At 32.3% G+C, this 24,286-nt stretch carries 22 protein-coding genes; 4 read left to right on the top strand and 18 right to left on the bottom strand.

All coding sequences use genetic code 11. The features are described 5' to 3' along the window. Positions 1 to 203 precede the first annotated feature (203 nt). From LJY17_RS14220 to LJY17_RS14205, 4 genes are read left to right on the top strand one after another with little or no spacing between them, the layout of a single operon-like run. A complete protein-coding gene (locus tag LJY17_RS14220; protein WP_264544476.1) occupies positions 204 to 1,709 on the top strand; it encodes a DUF853 domain-containing protein in 1,506 nt (501 codons plus the stop codon). Positions 1,710 to 1,715: 6 nt separating this feature from the next. Continuing rightward, the gene (locus tag LJY17_RS14215; protein WP_264544475.1) at positions 1,716 to 2,084 is read left to right on the top strand and encodes a DMT family protein; all 369 of its coding nucleotides are present in this window, start codon (positions 1,716 to 1,718) and stop codon (positions 2,082 to 2,084) included. 4 nt (positions 2,085 to 2,088) lie between these two features. Beyond that, the gene (locus LJY17_RS14210) at positions 2,089 to 2,523 is read left to right on the top strand and encodes a YybH family protein (protein ID WP_264544474.1); all 435 of its coding nucleotides are present in this window, start codon (positions 2,089 to 2,091) and stop codon (positions 2,521 to 2,523) included. 12 nt (positions 2,524 to 2,535) lie between these two features. Next, the gene (locus LJY17_RS14205) at positions 2,536 to 2,901 is read left to right on the top strand and encodes a cupin domain-containing protein (RefSeq protein WP_264544473.1); all 366 of its coding nucleotides are present in this window, start codon (positions 2,536 to 2,538) and stop codon (positions 2,899 to 2,901) included. Here LJY17_RS14205 and LJY17_RS14200 read toward each other — a convergent pair. The 18 genes from LJY17_RS14200 to LJY17_RS14115 all read right to left on the bottom strand — a co-directional run bounded on the left by LJY17_RS14200 (position 2,898) and on the right by LJY17_RS14115 (position 24,281). Beyond that, a complete protein-coding gene (locus tag LJY17_RS14200) occupies positions 2,898 to 4,118 on the bottom strand; it encodes a hypothetical protein (protein WP_264544472.1) in 1,221 nt (406 codons plus the stop codon). The genes LJY17_RS14205 and LJY17_RS14200 overlap by 4 nt on opposite strands. Next, positions 4,102 to 6,600, bottom strand: coding sequence for a DUF2339 domain-containing protein (locus LJY17_RS14195; protein ID WP_264544471.1), 2,499 nt, complete (start codon positions 6,598 to 6,600; stop codon positions 4,102 to 4,104). Before LJY17_RS14195 ends, LJY17_RS14200 begins: the two co-directional genes overlap by 17 nt. 130 nt (positions 6,601 to 6,730) lie before the next feature. Next, positions 6,731 to 8,083 carry an FAD-dependent oxidoreductase gene (locus tag LJY17_RS14190; RefSeq protein WP_264544470.1) on the bottom strand — a complete coding sequence of 451 codons (1,353 nt, stop codon included), beginning with the start codon at positions 8,081 to 8,083 and terminating at the stop codon, positions 6,731 to 6,733. A gap of 65 nt (positions 8,084 to 8,148) precedes the next feature. Continuing rightward, positions 8,149 to 10,536 carry a penicillin acylase family protein gene (locus LJY17_RS14185; protein WP_264544469.1) on the bottom strand — a complete coding sequence of 796 codons (2,388 nt, stop codon included), beginning with the start codon at positions 10,534 to 10,536 and terminating at the stop codon, positions 8,149 to 8,151. A 115-nt stretch (positions 10,537 to 10,651) separates the two neighbouring features. Continuing rightward, positions 10,652 to 11,059: a glycine zipper family protein gene (locus tag LJY17_RS14180; RefSeq protein ID WP_264544468.1), complete on the bottom strand. Its 408-nt coding sequence runs from the start codon at positions 11,057 to 11,059 to the stop codon at positions 10,652 to 10,654. 163 nt (positions 11,060 to 11,222) lie between these two features. Beyond that, complete coding sequence (locus LJY17_RS14175) at positions 11,223 to 12,308, bottom strand: agmatinase family protein (RefSeq protein WP_264544467.1); 1,086 nt, start codon at positions 12,306 to 12,308, stop codon at positions 11,223 to 11,225. 96 nt (positions 12,309 to 12,404) lie between these two features. Next, positions 12,405 to 14,504 (bottom strand): T9SS type A sorting domain-containing protein, encoded by a 2,100-nt coding sequence (locus LJY17_RS14170; protein WP_264544466.1) that lies wholly within the window; start codon positions 14,502 to 14,504, stop codon positions 12,405 to 12,407. Positions 14,505 to 14,587: 83 nt separating this feature from the next. Then, entirely contained in the window at positions 14,588 to 15,853 is a 1,266-nt protein-coding gene (kynU, locus tag LJY17_RS14165) for a kynureninase (protein ID WP_264544465.1), read from the bottom strand. Between the two features lie 282 nt (positions 15,854 to 16,135). Further along, a complete protein-coding gene (gene queA, locus LJY17_RS14160) occupies positions 16,136 to 17,185 on the bottom strand; it encodes a tRNA preQ1(34) S-adenosylmethionine ribosyltransferase-isomerase QueA (RefSeq protein ID WP_264544464.1) in 1,050 nt (349 codons plus the stop codon). Between the two features lie 127 nt (positions 17,186 to 17,312). After that, positions 17,313 to 18,542 carry a 3-phosphoshikimate 1-carboxyvinyltransferase gene (locus LJY17_RS14155; protein ID WP_264544463.1) on the bottom strand — a complete coding sequence of 410 codons (1,230 nt, stop codon included), beginning with the start codon at positions 18,540 to 18,542 and terminating at the stop codon, positions 17,313 to 17,315. Further along, the gene (locus LJY17_RS14150; protein WP_264544462.1) at positions 18,539 to 18,868 is read right to left on the bottom strand and encodes a DMT family transporter; all 330 of its coding nucleotides are present in this window, start codon (positions 18,866 to 18,868) and stop codon (positions 18,539 to 18,541) included. Before LJY17_RS14150 ends, LJY17_RS14155 begins: the two co-directional genes overlap by 4 nt. Beyond that, the gene (locus LJY17_RS14145; RefSeq protein WP_264544461.1) at positions 18,868 to 19,194 is read right to left on the bottom strand and encodes a nucleotide pyrophosphohydrolase; all 327 of its coding nucleotides are present in this window, start codon (positions 19,192 to 19,194) and stop codon (positions 18,868 to 18,870) included. The genes LJY17_RS14150 and LJY17_RS14145 overlap by 1 nt, the downstream gene beginning before the upstream one ends. Next, positions 19,194 to 19,646, bottom strand: a complete 453-nt coding sequence (gene dtd, locus LJY17_RS14140) for a D-aminoacyl-tRNA deacylase (RefSeq protein WP_264544460.1) — start codon at positions 19,644 to 19,646, stop codon at positions 19,194 to 19,196. Before dtd ends, LJY17_RS14145 begins: the two co-directional genes overlap by 1 nt. Positions 19,647 to 19,649: 3 nt before the next feature. Continuing rightward, the gene (rsgA, locus tag LJY17_RS14135; protein ID WP_264544459.1) at positions 19,650 to 20,618 is read right to left on the bottom strand and encodes a ribosome small subunit-dependent GTPase A; all 969 of its coding nucleotides are present in this window, start codon (positions 20,616 to 20,618) and stop codon (positions 19,650 to 19,652) included. 75 nt (positions 20,619 to 20,693) lie between these two features. Beyond that, positions 20,694 to 21,779: a bifunctional 3-deoxy-7-phosphoheptulonate synthase/chorismate mutase type II gene (locus LJY17_RS14130; RefSeq protein WP_264544458.1), complete on the bottom strand. Its 1,086-nt coding sequence runs from the start codon at positions 21,777 to 21,779 to the stop codon at positions 20,694 to 20,696. Between the two features lies 1 nt (position 21,780). Then, the gene (locus LJY17_RS14125; protein WP_264544457.1) at positions 21,781 to 22,656 is read right to left on the bottom strand and encodes a prephenate dehydratase; all 876 of its coding nucleotides are present in this window, start codon (positions 22,654 to 22,656) and stop codon (positions 21,781 to 21,783) included. A gap of 243 nt (positions 22,657 to 22,899) precedes the next feature. Beyond that, on the bottom strand, positions 22,900 to 23,586 hold the full coding sequence (gene folE, locus LJY17_RS14120) for a GTP cyclohydrolase I FolE (protein ID WP_264544456.1): 687 nt from the start codon (positions 23,584 to 23,586) through the stop codon (positions 22,900 to 22,902). An 11-nt stretch (positions 23,587 to 23,597) separates the two neighbouring features. Further along, positions 23,598 to 24,281: an SDR family NAD(P)-dependent oxidoreductase gene (locus LJY17_RS14115; RefSeq protein WP_264544455.1), complete on the bottom strand. Its 684-nt coding sequence runs from the start codon at positions 24,279 to 24,281 to the stop codon at positions 23,598 to 23,600. Between the last annotated feature and the right edge of the window lie 5 nt (positions 24,282 to 24,286).

Here is a 24,286-nt window from a genome sequence, read left to right as displayed (position 1 = left end):
AGAGTTAAAAAATGAATATTTTTCATTGTAATTGGCTTTTTTATGAATTATTCTTAAATCCAACGAAACATCCTTTTTTCAGAGGAAAATTCAACAAAATCAAGATAATATAACAACATCAATAATTAAGCCACAGTAATTTAACAATGTATTTTTTAATACAATTTTAATATCTTGCACCTAAGATTATATTTTTATCAAAAATGAGCAGAATAGAAGAATTTACCACAGAAATAAATCAAGGATATGCCTCTAAAGGAGCAAATATTAATTTAGGAGGTGCAATACTCGATGGAGAAGCATATAGCATCCCAATAACAATTCCATTAAAGACCTTAAACCGTCACGGACTTATAGCTGGCGCAACAGGTACTGGTAAAACCAAAACAATCCAAGTACTTTCAGAACAGCTATCACAAAATGGAATTCCCGTATTGATGATGGACATTAAAGGAGATTTCTCAGGAATTGCCGCAAAAGGTGAAGAAAAAGACTTTATTGAAGAGAGACACGCTAAAATCAACATTCCCTTTTCTCCAAAAGAATTTCCTGTAGAACTCATGACCCTTTCTTCACAAGATGGTGTTAGACTACGTGCTACAGTTTCTGAATTTGGACCTGTTCTTTTTTCCCGAATATTGGATTTGAATGAAACACAAGCTGGTGTTATTGCTGTAATTTTCAAATATTGTGATGATAAAAAAATGCCTTTATTAGACTTAAAGGACATTAAAAAAGTAATGAATTACATTACAGATGAAGGTAAAGAAGAAATATCTAAAGAGTATGGTAAGATTTCTACAGCAACTACAGGGACAATCCTTAGAAAGATAATCGAATTAGAACAACAAGGTGGTGATATTTTCTTTGGCGAAAAATCATTTGAAATAGATGATTTAATGCGCATTGACGAAAATGGCTACGGTTATGTAAACATCGTCCGTTTAAACGACATACAGGACAAACCAAAACTATTCTCGACTTTCATGCTAAATTTACTAGCTGAAATTTACAACACAATGCCTGAAAAAGGTGACGTTGACCAACCAGAATTAGTCGTATTTATTGATGAAGCACATTTAATTTTTAATGAAGCTAGTGATGCTTTATTGGACCAAATTGAAACAATAATAAAACTGATTCGTTCAAAAGGGATTGGCGTTTATTTCATCACACAAAATCCAACCGATATTCCAAAAGGCGTTTTAGCTCAATTAGGTTTAAAAATCCAACATGCTTTAAGAGCATTTACCGCTAATGACCGTCAAGCGATAAAACAAACTGCAGAAAACTATCCTATTTCTGAATTTTACAAAACCGATGAAATAATTACCGCATTAGGGATTGGAGAAGCTTTAGTTACTGCACTAAACGAAAAAGGTATCCCTACACCTCTTGTAGCCTGTATGATGCGTGCTCCTGAAAGCCGAATGGACATTTTGACTGAAAAAGAAATTGGAACAATAAATTCAAAATCAAAATTAGTTGAAAAATATTCAGAAGAAATTGACAGAGAAAGTGCTTATGAAATACTGACTAAAAAAATAGAAGAAATTTCGGAAGAAGTAGCCGAAAAAGAAGAAGAGAAACAAGAAAGTAAAGGCCCTAGTACAGGTGAAGTGATTGGAAAATCGGTTCTAAAAGTCGTTACCAGTGCAAGTTTTATTCGCGGAGCATTTAATGTATTGATGAAAGTATTGAAGAAATAGTTATAAATGAAGGGATATATCACAGTTGGCTTACTGATTCTGTCAAATATTTTCATGACATTGGCATGGTATGGTCATTTAAAGTTTAAAGAATTAAAATGGTTTGAAAATGCAGGACTAATCACAATTGTTCTAATCAGTTGGGGATTGGCTTTATTTGAATATTGTTTTCAGGTTCCAGCTAACAAAATTGGTTTTCAGGGTAATGGCGGACCTTTTTCAGTCTTACAATTAAAAGTGATTCAGGAAGTGATTACATTAATAATATTTGTAATCTTCTCCATGATTTTTTTCAAAAATGAATCGTTACGATGGAATCATGCTGTAGGAATGTGTTTTTTGGTTTTAGCCGTATATTTTATCTTTAAAAAATAAAAGCATGAGAAAAACAGTTTTGCTTTTAAGCTCCATTTTACTCTTCAGTTGTAATCAAAAAATTGATAAAACAACTATAAAAGAGGAAATTACTAACGCAGAAAAAGCATTTAATAATTGCGCTTCTAAAGAAGGTATTGCCAATGCATTTTATGAATTTGCCGCACAAGATGCTGTAATTAAAAGAGAGAACGACACACTCATTAAAGGAAAAGAAGCAATCAAGAATTATTATAACAATCCAAAATACTCAAAAGCAAAAGTAACTTGGAAACCAGATTTCATAAACGTTTCTGATGATGGAACAATGGCTTATACCTATGGACAATATATTTGGACTGCCACAGATTCAACAGGAAACAAAAAAGACTTCAAAGGCATCTTTCATACAGTTTGGCAAAAACAAAAAGATGGAAGTTGGAAATATATCTGGGATTAAAACATTTAGATTATGAAAAAGTATTTTATTCAGAAGTCACCATTTGTAGTTCCAACTACTGATGGAAAATTAATAGAAGAACATCACGGACTTGCCACAACTAACAATAGCGAAATTTCAATCGCTCATATGGTAGCACCTCCTGGTTGGAGCGAACCTTTCCAAACACCAGAATTTGATGAATATACTTATATCATTTCTGGAAAGAAACAGTTTATTATTGATGATGAAAAAGTTATTCTAGAGGCGGGACAATCAATTAAAATAGAAAAAAACACAAGGATTCAATATTCGAATCCGTTTGATGCCCCTTGTGAATATATTGCTATTTGCAAGCCTGCATTTAGTATGGATTTAGTTCATAGAGAAGAAAATTAATTTTTCTTCTCTAAATCTTTCAGTAATCCAAAAGCAAAATAAGCAATTAGAATTCCGCCAATAAGTATTGAAGCCCATAAAAACCATTGGCTTTGCCAAAACTTATTATCCTTTGTTCTCTTAAAAAGATTAACTTCTTTAAAATTCTCAATAACTGCTAAAGACATATCATCTTCAGGATTTAAATTAAAATTCACTATATCGTAATCAGGCTTAACATAATTTGAATCGACAGCAATCTTGTAATTTTCATTCGCTTTAATATGAGTGACAATCTGAACAGGTCTTTGTAAAAATTCTACCGACTTAATTTCTAAAACAGGATTATCCTGATTCGCAATTTCTATGAATAGTTCTTTTTCAAAAATTTCTTCAAATTCAAAATAATTGTTTCCTTTAGAATTCAATTGAAAAGAGCTCAATGTCCCTTGATAAAATTCTTGATTACGTTTTATCTCACGAGATTTGTTCACCAATAGTTTTGCTTCTCGCAAATACATCTCTGGTCCAGTAATTTCAAATCTTACACCGTTTATTATTTGTGGTTTTTTGAAAGTAACATGAATTACTGAAACTTTATTTTTCTTGTCTATTTCAATTTTATAATCAAAACCAGTTAATTTAACAGAAGGAAAAACATCCATTTTACCTTCTTCAAAATAAGAAGCCAAAATAACGTTTAGAGGAAGTGAGTTTTTATCAATAAAATCAAATTTGATATACTTATAATTATTCAGCGGAAACAAAAACTCTCTATCTACAAAGGTTTGTCCTTCCTCACTTAAATTATTTATTTGTTGGTTATACACTAACCCAAACCACTTTTTATTATCATAACTTCCACTAATATTGTAATGTTTAGCTACCGCAGAATTGCCAATTTTCAATAATAATCGATCCAACTTTGCCGCTTCTGAATTTTCAACAACTATTGAAGTTAATTTGTTAGGTATGCTATTTCTCTCAAGAATTTTACAAGTCTTAAGATTTAAAACATCTTTACTTTTTGAAAATTTTGCGTAAGGAACTTCATTATTTTTTTTATCTAGAATTCTAAAATGGTCTAACGTTCCTCCACACGCTGAAAGAATCCCAGGGGTAATACCAACCAAATGCAATCCATCTTGCTTAACTTCCGATAGAGTCCCACTGTATTTTTGTCCAATCGCTGAATTGGCCAAAAATAAAAGCAGGAAACAATTAATCAATCTTTTCATCTTGAACAATATTTTCGTTTTCGTCTACTACTAACTTCTTAATCTTTTGATATACAAATGATATAGTTAACACCAATACTCCAAGCAAAATAAACGCAACAATTTTACCTGTTTCTGACACATTATTGATGTCGTACACGAATAATTTCACAATCGTTAATCCTAAAAGTGACAAAGCAATAATTCGCAATTCTTTCCACTGCTTTTTTATTCCATAAACCAACAAGGCAAAAGACAATATTCCCCACAAAATAGGATAACCAATTTTCACAACTTGTGTTTTGATACCGTCCAACATTTCGTCGGTATAAAAGTCAAACATATAATCTTCTTTTCCAGCCAGTTTTTTCACATTTGACATTATACTTTTCAAATCTGTAAAATAAAGACAATGCACTATGAGTTCATTACTCAAAACATAAACTCCACAAAAAACTAATATCCAAAGTGCTATTCTTGACTTGAGGAAACTGAAAGGAGATTCATTAAGAATTTGTTTTGCTAAAATCAAAATAAAATAGGCGGTGCATCCCAAGATAATGTAGTGGAAATAAAACGCGACTCCAGAATTTAAATTTGCTATAATATTTGAACTAACTTCATTAGAAGGGATTCTGTAAAAATACACTACATACAAAAAGACATTCATCACAACTAGTAATGTGACCAACGGAAAGATTTTTTCCTTATAAAGTTTTAAGGCCAAGTAAACAAGAATTGTACTAAAAACATAATGATAAGTAACTGGCAAAGACATGGCCGAAAACTCATTTGACAAATATGTCCCTGATTGATAACCAACTTCAAAAATACCTACAAAATATGCTATGACTAAAATTTTCCATTGAAGTACAGAACTATATAAAACAGGGTCAAATTTAAACGAAAACACATTTGTTACCGATTCTTCTTTTTTAAGTAAAAAACGAATTGCAATTAAAGAAGCCAAGACAACAATACCAGCTAAAAATGCTGGATTAAAAATTATTGTAAGTTTATTATCAGATAGGTTGTAATGATTATTCCAATCCAGAACCAAACTAATAACAGTTAATATTTGAACTAGAAGAGCTCCTATTTTAAATAAATCAATTTTTGATTTTTGTGACAACCAAAGCAACAATACCGCTTCACAGGCCCAAAACAATGTTATCTGATTGCCTTCAAACTGAACCGGAATAGTTATCGTTATAAATGTAAACACAAACCCTATTAATAAATACACTGCTTTTTTATCCAATCCAAATCTCTTGTATAATATTGCTGCATATACAAGATTATATATCGCCAATGACAAAGTAAACAACCCTTTAGCCTCAACACCCCAATTATGAATAATTCCGAGTCCCAAACCAAAATAGGCGAAGGTATTTGCTAAAACAATAAAATAATCCATTTTAGAGAATTCTCCCTTGCTTCTTACGTTGTTTAAAACTGCTGTAATACTAAACAAAAAGTAAAATAGGGTTGCAAAAATTAGCGCTCCTTTATGTGGCAATTTATTAGCATCCAATTCACTAATATACCAGGAGAAAAACAATAGTGTGGTAAATAGAAAAGATAACAATGTCAAAAGATTCCATTTCTTAAAGTAAGCAATCCCTAAAATACCAATATTAAGAATAGCTATATAAATAAATAACACCACATAATTTCCTTGACCAGTACTAACCATAAATGGCACAGCAAAACCACCAATTAAAGACAACACTGCCAATTCTTGGCGATCATAAGCCAAAGATACAAATGTACTGAAGGCTGTAATTACAACCATAATGGCAAAAGCTACACTTTGACTAAAAAGATGATAATCATGGAATGCTATGGCAATAGTAAAGTAAAAAATACTGATAGCTCCTGCAACCATTACAGAACTAAAAGCCTTATAGTTTTGCTTCAGTTTATGAGCTACACCCATAACGAGTGAACCAGCTAAAATACCTATTCCTACACGAGCTGTTTCATTAATCCAGTTTTTATCGATGGCATATTTCACAAAGAAACTAATCCCCAAAACCAAAATCAGGATTCCAATTTTATTAATCAGATTTTCACCAACAAACTTCTCTAAATCTGGATTGTTTTCCCTGAATTTCTCAAACCAAGACTTTTTAGACTCAACAAATATTTGTTTCTTTTCGATGATAGGTTTAACTACTTCTTTGGCAATGTCTACTTGAAGCGGTTCATTGCTTTCTTCTTTTAAAATTGGCTCAACGTTTTGCTCAATTACTTTTTGCTCATCAATTTTTGCAAAAACAGGAGTTTTGTTTTCTTCTTTACTTATATGGAGAGTAGTCTCTAATTTTTTCTCTTCTGTAACAGTAGAAGTTTCTTTTTTTTCATCCAATCGCTTATTCAAATCATTGATTCGTTGCTGCAATCTAGAAATGGAATTTTGAAGATTATCGAATTTAGCATTCTGATTATTCATTATAACAATTACAAGAACTATTATAATTAACAATAAAACTATTTCCATATGTTGATTTTGGTTTATATACCAAATATAGGTTTTCTTACAGAACTTATGTAAAAATAAAAACTCCAAATTCTAAATGATTTGGAGTTTTCATTAAAAATTCTGAAACTCAGAATAACTATTTATTATTTTAATGCACTTTCGAATTCAATAATGAAATTATCTTTTCTTCGACTTCCTTACTGTCCCATTTATTTTCAATATCTGAAATTGTCATAACCTCTTCCATTATTTTATTTTGAAAATCACCTATCGCAAGAGCTTCAGAATATGGCTGGGTACTAAATGTTACTCGACTATACAATGGCAACCATTTTTCTGGATGTTTGTCAGAAAACCATTTTTCGATTTTCTTTTGAAGCAAGAATTTTTCATCGGCCGTTTTAGCACTCATTTCAATAAAGTTTCTCAATGAAAGTTCTGCAATGGCATCTGCATTTGATTTACGAGATTTTCCATATTCTTCAAAGATTTTCTGCCAGTCATCTCCATATTTTTCAATCATTTGAACCAAGACCGTAATATCTTCAAATCCTGCATTCATTCCATGTCCATAAAAAGGGACAATAGCATGAGCAGCATCACCAATTAATGCAATATTATTTTCATGAGTCCACGGAAAACATTTCATCATCACAAGATAACTCGTTGGATTTTTAAAGAAGTCTTGTACCAAATCTGGAATAACTTCTTTTGTATCTGGGAAATATTTAGCAAAAAAATCGACTAAATCTTTTTCTTCCTTTAAAGCTTCAAAAGAATTTTCTCCTTCAAAAGGCATAAAAAGTGTACAAGTAAAGCTTCCGTCAAGGTTGGCCAATGCCATTAACATGAATTGACCACGTGGCCAAATATGCAATGAATTTTTATCAATTTTATGAGTCCCATCAGGATTAGCAGGTATGTGTAATTCTTTGTAGCCAATTTTCATGAACTCCTGCGAATAATCAAACATACTTTGACGTTGCATACGATGACGTATTCTTGAAAAAGCACCATCGGCTCCAAAAACCTTATCGTATTTTAATTCTGTCCACTCCCCTCTTTCGGTATCTCCTATATGTAATGTAGCATCTGCTAAAGTTACATCCCAAATTTTATGTTCAAATTTAAATTCGACACCAACTTGTTCCGCTAAATCAATCATTTTTCGATTTAAAACTCCGCGTGAAAGTGAAAAAATTGCTTCACCATCTTTACCATAATACTGATAATTTAATTTACCATCTTGTAAGTGAATAGCACGCTTATCAACTGGGATTCCTATTTTGCGAATTTCATCATCAATTCCTATATCTTCTAAAGCTTTCCATCCACGATTAGACATTACAAGATTAATCGAACGTCCTGAAAATTCAACTGTTCTAATATCAGGGCTACGATCAAAAACATGAACCGTGTGTCCCATTTTTTTTAAATAGATTGCTAATAATGTTCCAACCAATCCAGAACCTATTACAGCAATTTTTTGAGGAGTTTGCATTTATTTTTTTATAAGCAGTTGTGCAAATTTAAGGTTTTAAGCCTAAAAACGCATGAATTTTGTAATTATTTGACTTTAAATACAAGTTTCGTTGATGTATTTTCAATCTCTTTCTTATTCATCTTCATTTTTCTAAACTTCCCATCGATATACATTTGTGCTTGATCATTATAATGTTTACTCATAGGATTACCAGACTGTCCTGTTGGTAAAATACTCCATGAATTTTCTACATCGCTAAAATCAATTACTCTTCTGGTTGAAGGTCCAGCAGAAATATCATATGATTCAGCATCTGTATAATAATACATCACATTATTAATTACTTCATTTGCTCCTGGTGCTTCAAAAACACCAACATTAAACAAGGGACGCAATAAAGCCACCTGACCAATAGGATGCTTATACTCAACCTTATGAACTCTTCCCCAATTCCAAGTTAAAATATCAGTCCCTAATTGAGAAGATAGATTGGTAATAGTTTCTTTGAAAGATTTGGTTAAAACATCTTGTCGATTCTCTTTTTTATTTTTAGTTGTAACATCATCCCACCAAACAGAATTCTCAATCTTAGACTGATTATCTATACATTGTTTCATGATGTGGGTTTTCATAAATTGTTTGAACGCAATTTCTCCCATTTCGTCTTTAAACGTATTTTTAAAATAGAAATAAATCAGTTTATTATAAATCGTAGGAGCTATATCAGAAGTAGTATTGCTGCCTTTCCAACTAGTCAATTGTTTTATCGCTTCTTTTTCAGTATCAGAAAGACTTTTTTTATCAATCCAAGACGCAAAATTATGTGCTACGTTTGAACTTACCGAAGAAATATTATCATAAATCATTTTTGACACATCTTCTTTTGTCCAATTATTTTTTACTTCCAATAAATTAGCAATTCGTTTCGCTCTATCTTCTGGCAAATAATAACCAGGATACTCGTAACCATCGATAGCTTGTGGCATATTATTCGCTGAATAGACATAGTTCCATTGCGGATTTACTGCTTTTGGATTTTTAGAAAAATCAAGATATTCTACTTTGTCATCAATGCCATTTGTTCCGCTAAGAATATAATTAGAGTTAACTCCTTTTTGGAATTTATACAACTTTCCTGAAGTCTGCCAAGCTATGTTATTTTTTGCATCACCGTACATAATATTTAGACCTGGTGCCGAAATATAAGAGACTCCTTTTTGAAACTCACTTAAACTTTTAGAATGACTTAAAGAATACACTGCATCAAGAATTTTATTTTCCTCATGAGTATAAATCCATTTGAAAGCGACTGGCTGTTTAGGATTAAAATCATGAAGAATTCCGTTCATTATTGCTCCATGATTTGTTTCTTTGATTTTTAATACAAACGAAGCACTATCTTTTACTTTTATCTCTTTATTTCTGATTTTAAAATCTGTAAATCCATTAATTGATTTATACTGATTATCATCAGAAGGATTTATTTCTTCAAGATAAAAATCAGCATCGTCATTTTCAAACATCGTTAAACCGTAAGCATATTGACGATTATGACCTAACAGCGGATAAGGGGTTCCTGCCAAATAATAACCATAAATTTCATGCTCAGGAGTTACAATATGAGCTTCGTACCAAGTCCCAGGTTGCGAATAGGATATATGTGGATCATTTGCAAAAATCACCTTCCCAGTTGTTGTTTTCTTGGGCGCAATTACCCAACTATTACTACCAATAAATGGTGGAAATGGAGATTTATCTATCAAATCTGCAATTGCTTTTGATGCTGCTACAAATTGTTCTTGTGTTTTACCGTAATTGGTTTTAATTTTTGTGGTGTTATAAGAACCATCGACGCCCAGTTCTTTCAGATAACTTTCACCAAGTTTATTTTTTAAATCTGTTAACAGTGGATCTGTTTTTTGTGCACATGCAAAGCTAAAAGCCATATACCCAAAAATATTATACACATCTTTTAATGTGAAAGCTTTTTTCTCGATTCCAAGTAAAGTAAATTCGACAGGAGTTTTACCATTTTCCAAATATTGATTTATACCATCCAAATAAGCCATGGCAAGTTGGTAAGGTTTACCATTTTTATCTAATTGAGCAATTGCCTTTTCAGAATTTTCGTCGATACCTAAGGCTAAAAAAAGCTTATCATTATCTAACGCTTTGTTTCCAAATATTTCAGAAAGTTTTCCTGGAGCAATACGCCGCAATAATTCCATTTGCCACAATCGTTCTTGTGCGTGAACATAACCCAAAACAGTTTGAGCATCTTTTTCGGAAGCAGCGTAAATATGCGGAATTCCGTATTCGTCAAAATATGCTGTTGTTTCTTTACTTATGTTTTTAATTTGAACTTCACCTTCATATTGAGGTTTTGTAGAATGTAAATAACCATAAACTCCAATTGAAATAAGAACAATTAGGACAAGTAAGAAGAGTAAAAATCGTTTAATTTTTTTCATCTGAGTGATTTGTTTCCCAAATGTAATTAATTATGAAATTGTTATCACAAAAAAAGTGTGCCTAAGTCATAAAAAAAACTTAGACACACCGCCCCAAATTTAAAGAAGTAACTCTTTATTCTTTCTTTTTACTTTCATCAACAATAGCCCCTGTACCAGCACCAACTCCTGCTCCTGCCAAACCTCCAATAATGGCACCTTCTGCTTTGTTTTTACTAATTGCTGCACCAGTAACAGCACCAACTCCTGCTCCAATTACTGCGCCTTTTGCTGCTCCACTCCATTTTTTCTTAGCAGGGGCTGGAGCCGTTTGATTTACAACAACAACCTCTTTTTTACTTTCTGCACGTTGTGAATTTACCAATTGCATTGAATCTATAATTCTTTGTTTTTCAATTTCCATTTTCATTGAATCTATGCTCGCTTGTCTTTCTTTTTCCAAATCCAGAGCTTCATTGTTGGTATCTTTACAAGAATATAATAATCCTATACTTAACGACACCAATAAAATCAATTTTTTCATAACGTTTCATTTTAGAATTAATAATAATGATTAAATCACAATACAAAGTAATAGCATAGCTACAAGTTTATTCTTATATCATTTTTAGGAAAGATTACATAATTTCAACTCAAAAAAAAGGCGAACAAATGTTCACCTTTTAAATATTATTTTTCAGAATTATTTATTTTCTTGGAAATATAATCTTATTACCTGTATTAAGACCATTGTTTTTTGCAAGAACTCCACACATATGAAACAACATTCTGGCACCAACATTTCCATCCCAATCATCTTTACCAGGGGCAACTTCAACTAAATCGAATCCGATAATTTCTTTTCCACTTTCTGTTAACTTATTAAACAAATAAGTCGCTTGTTCAAAAGAAAATCCTCCAGGAACTGGTGTCCCCGTATTAGGACAATACCACGGATACATACCATCTATATCGAACGAAATACACACTCTTTGTGGTAATGACTCAATTATAGCATCACACTGTTGTTCCCATGTTTTACCTTCAAACGATTCTGCTTTTAAATCGGCATCCGTATTAACTAGAACTCTTCCTTTAGAATCATTAACTACTTCAACTTCTTGCTCACAAAAATCTCGTATCCCAACCTGAACAATTTTAGAAATCTCTGGTATTTGCAATGCATTATACATTACCGAAGCATGTGAAAAAGTAAATCCTTCGTATGCGATACGTAAATCCATATGGGCATCCAAATGAAGAATTCCAAAGTTATCATACTTTGACGCCAAAGCTTGATAATACCCTAATGGTGTGCTATGATCTCCGCCCAACAAAACAACTTTCTTGCCTTTATTTAACCAATTTATAGTTTGCTCTTTAACAGAATCAACCATATTGGCGCAAGCATCATTAATTTTATTTAGATTTTCTCTTAATTCAGGATTTTTACCAATATCCCCGCCTTCTTCTAAACACTCAATTATAGGCTGAGCTAATTTTTTAAATTTTTTAGATTTACGTTTTAATTTAGGTGGATATTGGTCTAAATAAATGCCAAGTTTCCATAATTCAGGAAAATCTTGGTGATTTAAATCTACTTGATATGAAGATTCTAAAACTGCTTCTGGCCCTTTTGAAGCACCTGCTCCATAACTAACGGTAACCTCCCAAGGCACAGGAATAACAATGATTTCTGAATCTTCTGCCGAAAAAGGCAATCCAAAAATAGTTGCATCGGCTAAACCAGGTTGACTAGGATCGAAATTTTCTATAATTTGTTGCTTATTCATCTCTAAAATAATTTAACACAAAGGTATTTGTATTAAACGAATAAAAAAAGCCTGTTCATACAGAACAGGCTTTTATAACTTAATATTAGCGTTATATTAATTTTTAATAAACTTAAGAGTTGTATTAGTCCCTTTAAATTTGGCTGTATAAACTCCAGAAGAAAGGTTTGAAACATCAACTTTTTCTTCATTCGTTTCTAAATTTTTCTGAATAAGTTTTTGACCTAATAAATTAAAAATTTCAATCTCTTGACCCGAAATAAAATCTCCACTAATTATAATTTCAGTTGATGCAGGATTAGGATATAATTTTAAATTTTTCTTTACAAATTCATCAACACTCAAAGATGGTTCAACAATTAACGAAAAACCACAGTTTACAGATGTTCCGCTAGTAGCCATCATTGTTACAGGATATGTTCCAGGAGCAAGTACAGATCCAACCGCAGGACTTTGAGTTATAACTGCATTACATGTTTGACTAATAGCATTTGACAAACTTGCAAAACTAGGAACCACATAAGTGTTTCCTACGTTTGCATTAACGGTTTGATCTGAAGGACAGCAAATTTTAAGTGGTACAGCTGACATTGTATAACCAGCTGCAGTGAATTTATCAGTCATTGTTTTAACTTCTGCACAAGTATAACACATATCAATTGCTGCTTGTCTAACAGCAATCGCAGCATTTTGTTGATTTGTAGAACTATTTGTCATTGACAAGCCTTCTAAGAAAGCTTTATCGGTTTTTTCTCTACCAATAACATCCCATATTTTCATTAATACTGTAGACCAGATTTGACCGTCTGTATGAATAGATCCTGTAAGACCTCCAGGATAAACTGCTACATAGTTTGTTGTACGTCCTGCCCAACAAGTATTATGCCCATCCCAGCTAAACATGTAATGATATGCTGCATCTGAAGTTGTCCAATGGTTTAATATTCTACTATGAGATTGAGCCCAATAGTCACCACTTCCTTCACTCAAACCATTAACTTGAGAAAGAGATCCACCAGTTAACCAGTCGTGTAATCCATGACCTAATTCATGCCAAATCACATCCCCATCTTCTCCGTCATCAACACATCCTTCTCCAAAAACTAAAACTCCGTTTGAATAATGAGAGTTATCTGCTCCATTTTCCCCAGATGGGTCAAACCATAAAACACCCGCATGAGTATTATCTACATTTTGCACACATGGTATACCTAATGTTTGATTAATATACCTTAAACTATTATCTGTATGATAGAAAACATTTGCAGCTTCAAATCCATCTTGACTTCTTGTGAAAGCAAAGTTTGAAGTTGCTTGTGTAAACAATCCTTTGTTTGGATTTTCTAAGTTTTTGATTTCAACATATGAGCTTTTTAATTTGTATGTTCCAGCTGTATTATCAACTTGAGGCAAAACAACATTTGCTCTTTGAGCATTTAATTGAGCAGTATCTGTATCTCCTTGACCAGTTCCATCTGTATATCCAGTATCTCCATATGTTGCATGCGCACTTGACAAAGGATCAGCCAAAAACACCATTGCAGAACCTGTTTCATAAGCTAATGCTGACTTTTTCTCAACTGACATAAAGAATTTCTCTTTATTTGAAGTTTCTGTTTTTACATCGTGAGCAACTTCTTCCCCATTGAAACCACAATGAATTGCAATATCTTTTACACTTAAGACTTCCCCAGAATTTGCATCTAAAATAACCTCCCAGCTACCAGGTTTTTCTTCAAAACTTGTTACAATCCTGTAAACTAATTTTGTGGATGCTAATTTATTGTAAACAAACAATTTATTCTCTTGAAAAGTAACCATACCAGCAACCCCAATTTCCTTATCAGAAATGGCAATAGCATTTTCTTTTGTTATTTGAGGAACAGTTGAGATTTCAGATACATTTTTATCAAAACTTAAGTCTGTATAAGTTATTTCTCCATTAGGAGAGAAATGAACGACAAGTTCTGTATCGAATACTGGAACTCCATTTATCATTTGTTGAAATCTAAGTGTCTCTCCAGATAGACTTTTACGAACAAATCTAAGTGATAAATTAGAATCAGAATTTAAGCTTAATTCCTTAACATTTTCCTTTATCCAGGCTCTGGCTTGCCCTTCCTTATCTGAAGTTTGAGCATTTGAAAAAGAAAAAAATAAAGAAAGTAAACCTGCAAAAAGTAGGTTTTTTTTCATTACAATTTGATTTTTAGTTAGTTGCTAACAAATAGAGTGAAATTTTACCCGAAAAACAAACAAACTGTAAATAAAATGTTAAATTATTTTAAAATTCCTCTTTTTAAAATTTGACCAAAGTTGTACATATCTTCGAAAGATGTGTAAAAAGGAACTGGCGCTAATCGAATAACATTTGGTTCACGCCAATCAGTTATAACACCATTCTTCATAAGATAATCAAATAATTCACGGCCTTGTCCATGGAGATATACCGACAACTGACAAGCTCTATCATTAGGTGTAATAATTTCGAATTCAGCACTTGGAATTTCTTTATCAATTTCGTGAAGAATAAACTCAAGATAGGCTGTAATCAAATCTCTCTTTTTGATTAATTTTTCCATTCCAACTTCAGCAAACATTTCTGCCGAAGCCAAATAAGGTGCCAATGATAAAATTGGTAAATTACTCACTTGCCATCCATCTGCACCATGAACAGGATCAAACTGAGGTTCCATTTTAAAGCGTCTTTCTTTATTATGTCCCCACCAACCTGCAAATCTAGGTAAATTAGAATGATGATGCTTTTCATGCACAAAACATCCCGAAGCATTTCCGGGTCCTGAATTCATGTATTTATATGAACACCATGCTGCAAAATCAACATTCCAATCATGTAACTCTAACTTTATATTTCCTGCTGCATGAGCTAAATCGAAACCAACTATTGCGCCAGTTTTATGGCCCGCCTCAACAATAGCTTTCATATCAAAAACTTGCCCTGTATAATAATTTACTCCACCAAATAAAACCAAAGCTAACTCATCTCCAACTTCTTCAATTTTACTTAAAATATCTTCTAAACGAATATTATGTTCTCCATCTCTACGCTTAATCTCAACAATAGTATCTTCTGGATTATAGCCATGATGTCTTACTTGACTCTGGAACATGTATTGATCTGAAGGAAATGCTTTTTCTTCACAAATAATCTTAAAACGTTTAGATGTTGGTCTGTAAAATGAAACCATCAATAAATGCAAGTTGATGGTTAAAGTATTCATTACAGTTACTTCACTTGGTTTAGCACCAACAATTTTACTTAATGGTTGTGCAAAACGTTCTTGATAATCCCACCAAGGTTTATTAGCGTAAAAATGTCCTTCAACTGCCAAATTTGCCCAATCATCCATTACTTCATCAACATATTCTTTCGCTTTTTTGGGCTGCAATCCTAATGAATTACCTGTAAAGTAAATTACATCTTTACCATTGTGTTGCGGAAAAATAAATTCATTTCTATATTGCTTTAATTCGTCTTGAGAATCTAGTTGTTGTGCAAATTCAAGGGTATTTTGAAAAGTCATTGTTTAGTATTTAATTTGAGTAAAAATAATAAAATTGAAAAAAAAATAAGGTTTTAATTGTAAGTTTTACATTCTTTCTCTGAACTATTAAATTTCACAACTAAATAAATCTTATTAATGAAATGTCTAACATCAAAAACAAGATAAAAGCCTTTTCTTTTTAATGCAGCATATTTAAAAGAGAATCGATGAAATATTTGGAAAACTTTAAACTTTTTGCTAATCACTTGCATAAAAAAAGCGTTCGATAATCGAACGCTTTTTTTTATTATTATATGTTTATTACAAAATCAACATAGCATCACCGTATGAGTAGAAACGATATTTTTGCTCAATAGCTTCTTTGTAAGCTTTCATCATTAAATCGTGACCACAAAATGCCGAAATCATCATTAACAAAGTCGATTTAGGCGTGTGAAAGTTAGTCACCATACAATCTGCAACGCTAAAATCGTACGGAGGAAAAATAAATTTATTTGTCCAACCTTCATAAGGATTTAATGTTTTGTTTGAAGATACAGAACTTTCCATTGCTCTCATTGAAGTTGTTCCAATAGCACAAATTTTCTTTTTACTTAATTTTGCCTTATTTACTATATCACAAGCTTCTTCGGTTATTTTTAATTCTTCAGAATCCATTTTGTGCTTCGATAAATCTTCAACCTCAACAGGGTTAAAAGTTCCTAAACCTACGTGTAATGTTACTTCAGCAAAATCGACACCTTTAATTTCTAAACGCTTCATTAAATGCTTAGAAAAATGCAAACCAGCTGTTGGTGCAGCTACAGCTCCTTCTTCTTTTGCATAAATTGTTTGATAACGTTCAGCGTCATCTTCGTTTACTTCACGATTAATGTATTTTGGAATCGGAGTTTCTCCTAAATCTACTAATTTTTGACGGAATTCTTCATAAGAACCATCATACAAGAAACGTAGTGTACGACCACGCGAAGTTGTATTATCAATTACCTCAGCTACTAATGAATCATCATCACCAAAATATAATTTGTTACCAATACGGATTTTACGAGCAGGATCTACTAAAACATCCCATAAACGTTGTTCCGCATTTAATTCTCTTAATAAAAATACTTCGATACGAGCACCTGTTTTTTCTTTGTTACCATAAAGACGCGCAGGGAAAACTTTTGTATTGTTCACAACCATTACATCACCTTCATCAAAATACTCGATAATATCTTTGAACAATTTGTGTTCGATTTCTCCAGTTTTACGGTGTACTACCATTAAACGAGATTCATCACGATTTTCTGCAGGATACTCAGCTAATAATTCAGCTGGAAGATTAAAATTGAAATTTGATAACTTCATACTTAAATTTAGAATTACGAAATCAGATTTTTTCTGATATCAAAAGTGGGTGCAAATATACTATCGTGAGATAGGGGTTGTCAAGTGTTTTACGTTTTATTTTTAAAAACTCTTTATTTACAACGCTTTACAATTCGTTTATTTCGAAACCAACTGCTTTTAAATCCTTCCAAAAATTAGGATATGATTTTGAAACTACATTTGCTTCTTCAATTATAAGATTTGTTTTTAATGCTAAAGGCGTGAAAGCCATTGCCATACGATGATCTTGATACGTTTTTACACGTACATTATCATTTATAGCATCTGAGTTTTTTAAATGTAATGATTCATTGCTTACAAAAATTTCAGCTCCTAGTTTTGTCAATTCATTTTTTAAAGCCTCAAGCCTGTCCGTCTCTTTTATTTTTAGTGTGTGTAAACCATACAAATCACATCCAATTCCTAATCCGAAGCATGTCACCGCAATGGTTTGTGCTATATCAGGACAGTTATTTAAATTATGAGTTATGAATTGAGAATTATGAATTGATTTTTTCTCTATTGTAATTGAATTATCTTTATTAAAAATAGTCTCGACTCCAAAATCTTTATAGATTTCATCCAAAGCCGAATCTCCTTGTAAACTATTTCTCTTATAGTTTGACAAACTCACTTTTATCCCAATAGCAGACAAAGCTACAATTGAATACCAATAAGAAGCGGAACTCCAATCAGATTCTACAGTTAATTGACTAGCTTCGATAAGATCAGCATGACTTACAGTTATTTTATTTTCTTCGAAAGAAGTTTTAACACCAATTTCTTCCAATAGTGAAAGCGTCATTTTTATATAAGGAATAGACGTAATTTCTCCTTCAAGCGTTAATTCTAATCCGTTTTCAAGTTTAGGGGCAATTAACAGTAATGCCGAAATGTATTGACTACTAATATTTGCTGGTAAAGAAACTTTGTTTTGAATAATTTTTTTTCCTTTTATTTTTAACGGAGGAAAACCTTCATTTTCTATATATTCAATTTTAGCTCCAAGTTGGTGTAAAGCATCAACCAAAATTTTAATTGGTCGTTCTTTCATTCGAGAAGACCCTGTGAGAATAACTTCTAAATCTTCTCTAGTAGAAAAATACGCTGTAAGAAACCTCATAGCAGTTCCAGCATGATGAATATCTTTCATCATTGAATCTGACGACAAAGCTTCCTGCATCACATCCGAATCATCAGAATGTGAAATATTCTCTAGTTCTAAATTAGGATACAATGCCTTAAGAAGTAAGGCTCTGTTTGTTTCAGACTTTGAACCAGAAATTGTAATTGATGATTGTTTATTTACAATTGATTTTTTGAGAAGTAAATTCATGTATTGGAAACAAATTTTAATCCAACAATAGAAAGTATTAAGGTGGACAAAAAGAAAACTCTCCAAAATGTTGCAGGCTCGTTAAACAAAATAATTCCAGCCAAAACACTTCCAACCGCTCCAATACCAGTCCAAACAGCATAAGCAGTCCCAATAGGAATTTCTTTGGTGACTTTTACTAATAAAACCATACTTATGGTCAGACAAATCAAAAATCCGAAATACCATAACCACATAGTTGTACCAGAAGTTTCTTTTGCTTTTCCCAAACAAGTTGCGAAACCAACCTCAAATAAACCTGCAATTATTAGAACTATCCAATTCATTATTTTAGTTTTTCATTGTTATGGTGGCGGTCGTGATCACGTTTCGTTTTTAAATCCATTTTTTTATCAAAAGCCGTCTGCAAGTCAACGCCTGTTTGATTTGCCAGACACAAAACAACAAAAACCACATCGGCTAATTCTTCACCTAAATCTTTGTTTTTATCGCTTTCTTTTTCTGATTGTTCTCCATAGCGACGAGCAATAATTCGAGCTACTTCACCTACTTCTTCTGTAAGTTGAGCCATATTTGTTAATTCGTTAAAATAACGAACTCCGTGATTTTTTATCCAATTATCAACTTCTAGTTGTGAGTTTTTTAAGTCCATTATTCCTTATTTTTTGTATCAATTATTATAGTTACTGGACCATCATTTATTAGTGCAACTTTCATATCAGCTCCAAACTGACCAGTTTGTACTTTTTTACCCAATTCGACTTCTATTTGCTTCACAAAAGCTTCATACATTGGAATAGCATAATCAGGCTTTGATGCTTTAATATAACTTGGACGGTTTCCTTTTTTTGTAGCAGCGTGAAGTGTAAACTGACTTACCACAATCATATCACCTCCTATATCTTTTATAGAAAGATTCATTACTCCATTTTCATCTCCAAAAATGCGAAGATTTACAATTTTAGCTGTCAGCCAATTAATATCTTCCTGATTTGATGTATCTTCAATACCAATCAAAACCAACAAGCCCTTTTCAATATTGGCCACCTTCTCTCCTTCAATAGTAACCGAAGCTTCTAAAACTCTTTGTATTACTGCACGCATTTTCTAGAATTTATTTGGGTCTCTTTCACTTCCATAAATATCATTTCTGTAAGTTTCATCATCTCCTTCTAATATTTGCAAGTACGAATTATACCTCGACCATGCTATTTCATCATTATCCAATGCATCTTTAACCGCACAATGGGGTTCTTCTTTATGAAGACAATTATTAAATTTACATTGATCTTTCAAAGCAAAAAACTCAGGGAAGTAATCTCCAATCTCCTTCTTTTCCATATCTACAATTCCGAAGCCTCTAATACCAGGTGTATCGATAATTTTGGCTCCAAAACTCAAATCAAACATTTCCGCAAAAGTTGTAGTATGTTGCCCTTGACTATGAGAATCTGATATTTCTTTGGTTTTTAGATTCAGAGTTGGTTCCAAAGCATTTACCAATGTTGATTTCCCAACTCCTGAATGCCCTGAAAACATAGAAACTCTATCTTTCATTAGTAACTTCAAGTCATCCAACCCTTTTTCTTCTTTAGCAGAAACTCCCAAACACTGGTAACCAATATTTGAATAAATGTATTGCAAATAAAGCTGCTCATCTAAAGTAGCTTCATCATAAGTATCTATTTTATTAAATACCAAAACAGCTTCAATTCCGTAAGCTTCAGCAGTAACCAAAAATCGATCGATGAAACTTGTCGTTGTTGTCGGATTATTGATGGTAACTAATAAAAAAACAATATCAATATTTGCAGCAATAATGTGTGTTTGCTTAGAAAGATTTACTGATTTACGAACAATATAATTCTTTCTATTGTGAATATTAGTAATTACACCAATCGTTACATCGGCAGAAGTATCCAAATCGTAATCTACAACATCGCCAACCGCAATAGGATTAGTACTTTTAATTCCTTTGATACGAAATTTACCCTTAATACGGCATTCTAAAAATTGATTTTCTGCGGTTTTAACCGTGTACCAACTCCCAGTAGATTTATATACGATTCCTGTCATTTAAAATTACGAATCAGAAGTTAGAAGTTAGAAGTAACTAAAAACTCTAATTTTTGTCAAAAATACGATTATTAATTAATCTGCTTTATAAACTTTTTCCTGATGATTAATACTTTCCTGATGGATTGCTTTAAAAATTTTCAGTACAAACTCTTCACTCAACCCTTTTTCTTCTCCATCTAAAATCATTTTACCTAGAATTTCATTCCAACGTGTGTTTTGTAAAATAGCAACGTTCTTTTCTTTCTTAAGAGCTCCAATTTGGTCAGCAACTTTCATACGTTTTCCTAAAATCTCTAACAATTTCTCGTCAAACTCGTCAATTTGAGTTCTTAATTTGGAAATACGTTGGTGGTAATCATCTGTTTCATCATCTGCTTTACGAACTCTTAAATCAACAAACATTTGTTTTAAAACATCCGGCGTAACTTGCTGAGCTGCATCGCTCCACGCTTCATCTGGCGTACAATGTGTTTCGATCATTAAACCGTCAAAATTCAAATCCAAAGCCTGTTGAGAAACTTCTTGAATCATATCGCGTTTCCCGGTAATATGAGAAGGATCACAAATAAGTACCAATTCTGGAAATTTATTTTGTAGCTCAATAGCTATTTGCCATTCAGGATTATTTCTGTATTTCGATTTTTCATAAGTCGAAAATCCGCGGTGAATCATTCCCAGTTTTTTAATTCCTGCATTATATAATCGCTCTAACCCACCTATCCACAGAGATAAATCTGGATTTACAGGATTTTTTAACAACACTATTTTATCTGTATTTTGCAAAACATCAGCAATTTCTTGAACTGCAAATGGGTTTACAGTCGTTCTTGCTCCTATCCAAAGGATATCCACATCGTGCTGTAAAGCTAATTTTACGTGTTCAGCAGTCGCTACTTCGGTAGCAATTAACAAACCTGTTTCCTTTTTTACTTTTTGTAACCAAGGTAACCCTATTGCTCCAACACCTTCAAATCCTCCTGGTCTTGTGCGTGGTTTCCATATCCCAGCTCTAAAAACAGAAACATCAGAATTCTTTAATTCATTTGCTACTGCCATTACCTGATCTTCGGTTTCTGCACTACAAGGTCCTGCAATAACTAATGGATGATTTAATTGCAGATTGTCTAACCAACTTCTATTCTCTTTTTTAATTTCCATCTTATTCACTTAAAACAATTGACTTTTCTTTATTACTAACTTTATTTAGAGGCAACACCGCCGACTCATATTCTCCTAACAACTTAAAATGTGTTGTCATGATTTCTAAAACACTTTTTGCTTTTTCAAAATGTTTGTATTTATCAAACACTACATCAACAAAAAATGAATATTGAAAAGGCTTCTCTACTATAGGCATCGACTGAATTTTAGTTAAGTTTAACTTACAATTGTTCATCACATTCAATATTGTGGCTAAACTCCCTGGTGTATCATCTAATTCAAATTTTATCGAAGCTTTATTGATTTTATTCTGTTCAAGACTTGACTTATCCTTTTCCAAAATCATAAATCGGGTAATACTACTTTCGACCGATTGTACTTCTGAAGCCATTATATCTAATTCAAAGACTTGAGCTGCTGTAGGCCCTGCCAACGCTGCAATTCCTTTTATTTTTTCATCATAAATTCTTTTGGCAGTAATGGCAGTATCAGAACTTTCAATTACTTTAATGTGTTTATGTTTTTCCAGAAACTTAGCACATTGTAATAATGCAATGGGATGTGAGTACACTTCTTTAATATCTTCAATTTTTTGTCCTGGTAATGCCATTAAATTTAAACTAATTTTTAAGAAATATTCTCCTAAAACATTAAAATGATTATCATCAATTAAAGCATAATTAGGAATTAAAGCACCAGCTATAGAATTTTCTATTGCCATCACTGCATAATCTACCAAGCCTTTATTTAATTGCTTAGCCACGTCTTTAAATGTTTTACATTCAACAACTTGAACTTTATCGCCAAAATAATTATTGGCCACTTGCTGATGGAATGATCCTTTGATTCCCTGAATTGCGACCTTGGTTTCCATATTCTATTTTTTAAAAATCAATCCCGAATAAAAATTCGAATAAAAAAATCCCGATGTGGTCTACATCGGGATTGCATTGAATAGTAACTTTATATTTTTAACTTAAGTTTACACAATAACAATCCCGCATCTTATACCAGAAGTAAAAGAAGAAATTGTTAAAATATGTAAATAAGTTGTTCATGTATTTCTAAATGTCATTTGCAAATATAAAAAACTAATTAAATCAATCTTTAAATAAATTTAAATTTTTAAATAATTATGTAGTTCAATTACTTTTTGCTCATTTTGAAACACCCCTCCATAATAACTAGTCACGGTTGCTGAACTTTCGTCTTTGATACCGCGAGAAGAAACACACAAATGCTTAGCATCCACAATTACAGCAATATCTTCTGTTTCTAAAATTTCTTGTAACTCTAAACCAATTTGCATCGTCAATCGTTCTTGCACTTGTGGTCTTTGAGCAAAATATTGAACAATTCGGTTAATTTTTGACAAACCAATTACTTTTCCTTTTGAAATATATGCCACATGAATTTTGCCATAAATAGGCACGAAATGATGTTCGCAATTCGAGTAAAATGTAATGTTTTTTTCTACCAACATCTGGTTGTATTGGTATTTATTTTCAAAAAGAGCCACTTGAGGTTTGTTTGCCGGATTTAATCCACAAAAAATTTCATCGATATACATTTTAGCCACACGCTGTGGTGTACCTTTTAATGAATCATCTGTCAAGTCCAGACCTAAAATTTCCATAATTTCTTTGAAATGATAGGCTATTTTTTCTTTTTTCTCTGCATCAGAGATTGCAAAAGCATCCGCTTTCATGGGTGTTTCTACAGAGGTAAATAAATGATTATCTCCTATTTCATCGATAGAAAATGAGACTAATTTTGATTTATCTAATGTTGGGTTCTTTGTCATAGCTTTTAAATTTAGTTACTGATAGAAATCAGTCCATTATCTTGAATAAAAATTTGCCCAGTGATTCCATTCGAGGTATCACTTAATAAAAACACAGCAGTTTTAGCCACATCTTCGGGTTGTAAAATGCGTTTCAATGGATGTTTTGCCACCATATTTTCCTTGATTGTTTCATTTCTTAAAATGCCTGCCGCCAAGGGCGTTTCTACGATAGAAGGAGCAATAGCATTTACACGTATTTTTGGAGCTAGCTCAGCTGCTAAACTTTTCACTAACCCTTCAACCGCACCTTTTGCTGCACCTATACTCGCATGAAAAGACATGCCGCGTTGCGCTGCCACTGAGCTAAACAATACAATACTCGCTTGCTCAGAATTCTTTAATTGTGGCAAATAATGTTGGATTATTTTCACGGCTCCCATTACATTTACTTGCCAATCATTTAGAAAATCATCCGCTGAAAGTCTATTAAAAGGTTTTAAATTAATCGTACCTATTCCATACACTAACCCATCTAAACTCTCGATTGTTGGCAATGCATCCATCAATGCATTTAAGGCAAAATGGGTACCATTGAAAGTGAAATCTGGAGCAGTTCTAGAAATCACATAACAATAATCGCCTCTATCCGAAAGTTGTTTGACTATTTCTTTGGAGATGCCTTTGCTTCCTCCTATTATTAAATATTTTTTCATGATTT

It is taken from the genome of Flavobacterium hankyongi, assembly GCF_036840915.1.
Taxonomy (GTDB): domain Bacteria; phylum Bacteroidota; class Bacteroidia; order Flavobacteriales; family Flavobacteriaceae; genus Flavobacterium; species Flavobacterium hankyongi.
The sequence above is the reverse complement of the archived record's forward strand: the minus strand, read 5'-3'. Positions and strand labels throughout refer to the sequence as shown.